Origin of the sequence: Mycobacterium sp., assembly GCF_044342925.1 — a bacterium.
GTDB lineage: Bacteria > Actinomycetota > Actinomycetes > Mycobacteriales > Mycobacteriaceae > Mycobacterium.
In genome coordinates this window covers 1-2,700 of record NZ_JBIIOV010000259.1, presented here as the reverse complement: position 1 = coordinate 2,700, position 2,700 = coordinate 1, and the positions used below count along the sequence as shown (strand labels likewise).

Genomic DNA, 2,700 nt, shown 5'->3' with positions numbered 1-2,700 from the left:
CGTGGAAGTCGTTGTCCTGCCGGACTGTTCGCGCCATGTTCTTGACCGGGGAGGTCCACCGCAGCATTTCCTCGACGGCTCCCGGCGCCAGCCCCGGGTCGGCCGCCAGCCGGCTCCACTGGTCGGGGTGGCGCAGCAGCTGTTCGACGCCGCCGGAGAGTGTGTGGCGGGTGGTCTCGTCTCCGCCGATCAAGATGAGCAGGGTCTCGAAGACGATCTCATCGTCACTCATCCGCTGCCCGTCGACCTCGGCGTTGACCAGGATCGAGAACAGGTCGGCGGTGGGTTCGGCGCGTCGCTTCGCGGCCGACTGCATGGCGAAGCCGGTGTAGCCCGCGAACGCGTCCATCAACGCCTGCAAGGATTCGGGGTCGGCGGTGGCGCTGAGCCCGCACACCAGGTCGTCGGACCATTTCAGCAAGGTCGCCCTATCCTGCGGCAGCACCCCGAGCATGTCGCCGATGACGGCCATCGGCAGCGGCGCGGCGATATCGCGGACGAAGTCGCACTCGCCCCGCTGGCACACGGCGTCGATCAGGGTGTCGCACAACGTCTCGACGCCGGCGACTTTGTCCATCAACTGCTTGCGGGTGAAGCCGGCGTTGACCAGCTTGCGCCGCAACAGATGTTCGGGATCGTCCATGTCGATCATGTAGGGCATCGCCGGTTGATCGGGCCGGATGCCGCCGGTGTTGGAGAAGACCTCGGGATGACGCTCGGCGTCGAGCACCGCCTGGTAAGTCGACGCCGCCGCCAGCCCAGTGCGGTCGCGGAACACCGGTTCGTTGTCCCGCATCCAGCGATATGCCGCGCGGGCGCCGCCGTCGGCGAAGAAGGCGCCGTCGGTCAGATCTACATCCGGTCTGGCAGTCATCGTCTCAATCCCTCCAGGCGATTACAGTGGCCCTATGTCGCCGGCGCAACACACCATCGCCGGAACCGTGCTGACCATGCCGGTGCGGGTGTGCAACGCCGACGTGCATACCGCGATGTTCTCGGTGTCCGCCGACGCTGCCCAGCGCCTCATCGACTACAGCGGTCTGCGGGTGTGCCGATTCCGCCCCGGCCGCGCGGTGGTGACGCTGATGCTGGCCCGCTACTTCGACGGCGACCTCGGCCGCTACAACGAGTTCGGCACCTGTGTGATGGTCAACCCGCCAGGCTCGGACGCCACCGGGCTGAAAGCGCTGGGTGGCGCGGCGGCCTTCATCCACCGCCTGCCCGTTGACCAGTCGTTCACCCTCGAGGCGGGCCGGACCATCTGGGGTTTCCCGAAGACCATGGCGGACTTCACCGTTCGCGACGGCGACCCCTTCGGCTTCTCGGTGTCCGAACGGGGATCGCTGATCGTGAACATGGAATTCGGCAAAGGCCTGCCGGTTCCGTCGCTGCGCTCGCGCCCCCAGGTACTGACCACCTACACCTTCGCCGACGGCGCCACCCGTGAGGTGCCGTGGGAGATGACGAACTCGCACGTGCGGTTCCGGCCCGGCGGCGCGCGGCTGCGGCTCGGCGACCACCCGTACGCGCGGGAGCTGGCCGGTCTGGGCCTGCCCCGACGACCGATGGTGTCCGGTTCGGTGGGCCGCGTCGAGATGACGTTCGGTGACGCCCACATTCTCGGCTGACGTCACGGTCGGGGTCACAACAGCGCCGCGGTTTCCCGGATCTGCTCGGCGCTGCGGGCGCCGATGACCATCATCGTCACCCCGGCGGCCTCCCAGACCGCGATTTGTTTGCGGACGTAGTCGATGTCGCCGACGATCGCCGCGTCGTCGACCAGTTCGTCGGGGATTATCGCCGCCGCCTTGTCCTTCTGTCCGGAGCGGAACAGCGCGGTGACGTCCTCGACCACCTCGGCGTACCCCATCCGCCGGTACACCTCGGCGTGGAAATTGGTGTCCTCAGAACCCATCCCGCCCATGTAGAGCGCCAGGAACGGCTTGATGTGCTCGAAGGTCCCCGCACGGTCGTCGGTGACGACGACCTGCGCGGTGGCGCAGATCTCGAAGTCCTCCCGGCTGCGGCGGGCGCCCGGGCGGGCGAAACCCTCGTCGAGCCACTCGTTGTACATATCGGCCAACCGCGGCGAGTAGAAGATCGGCAGCCATCCGTCGCAGATCTCGGCTGCCAGTGCGATGTTCTTCGGGCCCTCCGCGCCGAGCATGATCGGAATGTCGGCGCGCAGCGGATGCACGATCGGTTTGAGCGCCTTGCCCAGACCGGTGGTGCCCTCACCGTGCAGCGGCAGCGGGTAGTGCGGACCCGGGCTAGTCACCGGAGCCTGCCGCGCCCAGACCTGCCGGACGATGTCGATGTACTCCCGGGTGCGGGCCAGCGGCTTGGGGAACCGCTGGCCGTACCAGCCCTCCACGACCTGCGGGCCCGAGACGCCGAGCCCGAGGATGTGCCGGCCGCCGGAGAGATGGTCGAGAGTCAACGAGGCCATCGCACACGCCGTCGGCGTGCGAGCCGACAGCTGCACCACCGAGGTGCCCAACCGCAACCGGCTGGTCTCCCGTCCCCACCAGGCCAGCGGGGTGAACGCGTCGGAGCCCCACGCCTCGGCCGTGAACACGGTGTCGAAGCCGGCCTCCTCGGCGGCGGCGACCAGCTCGGCGTGGTTGGTCGGCGGCTGGGCACTCCAGTATCCGAGTTGCAGACCGAGCCTCATCTCTGCCGCCTTTCCTGCCCCTCGGA

General features: G+C 68.3%; 3 protein-coding genes. 1 reads left to right on the top strand and 2 read right to left on the bottom strand.

The annotated features are described in order from the left end of the window. Window positions 1–874 (bottom strand): cytochrome P450 (locus tag ADBZ6I_RS17025; protein ID WP_526385938.1); only part of this gene is annotated, 874 nt, incomplete at its 3' end. Between the two features lie 34 nt (window positions 875–908). On the opposite strand from ADBZ6I_RS17025, the gene ADBZ6I_RS17020 reads away from it, so the two are divergent. Next, on the top strand, window positions 909–1,628 hold the full coding sequence (locus ADBZ6I_RS17020) for an acetoacetate decarboxylase family protein (RefSeq protein WP_526385936.1): 720 nt from the start codon (window positions 909–911) through the stop codon (window positions 1,626–1,628). 14 nt (window positions 1,629–1,642) lie between these two features. On the opposite strand, the gene ADBZ6I_RS17015 is transcribed toward ADBZ6I_RS17020, so the two are convergent. Beyond that, complete coding sequence (locus tag ADBZ6I_RS17015; protein WP_526385934.1) at window positions 1,643–2,674, bottom strand: LLM class F420-dependent oxidoreductase; 1,032 nt, start codon at window positions 2,672–2,674, stop codon at window positions 1,643–1,645. Window positions 2,675–2,700: the final 26 nt, after the last annotated feature.